Source organism: Vibrio sp. 2033 (genome assembly GCF_033339735.1).
Genome location: NZ_JAWOVC010000193.1, coordinates 1 through 869 on the forward strand (window position 1 = coordinate 1; position 869 = coordinate 869).

Consider the following 869-nt stretch of genomic DNA (forward strand, 5'->3'; position numbering starts at 1 on the left):
TCGCCGTCTACTTTTTTAACTACTCAACATGGCTTGGAAAGAACGGACTCTACTTAGAAGATCTATATGTTTCTTCTGAGTACCGAAATGTTGGTGCAGGGAAAGCGTTGTTAAAGCATTTGGCGAATATTGCCGTTGATCGTGGTTGTGGCCGTTTTGAATGGGCTGTATTGGATTGGAACCAACCCGCGATTGATTTCTATCAGTCAATCGGTGCAGAGCCTCAAGATGAATGGAAGATCTATCGACTGGCGGGAGATGCATTGCAGCGCTTTGCTAAAGGATGATGTGAATGGGAGATTCGATGTATCCACACGACTATCAAGGGAATGGCTCGCAAGCGCGCTTTTCCGTCTCGGAAAGGGTCTCAATTGAGCCTCTAACCACCAAGCATGCGACGGTTTTACTGGAAGTGGTGAACACGTATCGAAACAGCCTATCTGGCTATTTACCTTGGACGGACTTTGTGACCAACCGCAGAGAAGCAGTGAACTACATCTCTCAGCGCGTGAACAGCAAAGCGTTAGATGCCCACTGGTGCGCGATTTATTTTGATGAGCAGTTTACGGGCGTTATTGGTATCAAGGGTGTGGATTCGCACACACACGTTACTGAGATTGGCTATTGGTTGGCGAACAATGGGCGAGGACACCGAGTGATTGACCAAGTGCTTGCGGTTCTGATTCCTTTTTTAAAGCAGAAAGGGCATGCGCAGTTCATCCAATTCCACTGTATGGAAGATAACATTGCCAGTATCAATATTGCTGAGCGTGCTGGTGCCACATTAAAAGAATACGTTGATCACGAGTTCGAGACGCTTGACCGCTCTCAACGATTAGGCATTTATGAATTGCGTCTGACTTAGCTCC

Annotated in this window: 2 protein-coding genes; both read left to right on the forward strand. The window is 47.0% G+C overall.

Going from position 1 to position 869, the window contains the following annotated elements; translation table 11 throughout:
- The coding region (locus R7P74_RS25525) for a GNAT family N-acetyltransferase (RefSeq protein ID WP_318123435.1) at positions 1-287 on the forward strand (287 nt) is incomplete at its 5' end.
- A gap of 5 nt (positions 288-292) precedes the next feature.
- Positions 293-865, forward strand: coding sequence for a GNAT family N-acetyltransferase (locus tag R7P74_RS25530; RefSeq protein WP_005454340.1), 573 nt, complete (start codon positions 293-295; stop codon positions 863-865).
- Positions 866-869 lie beyond the last annotated feature (4 nt).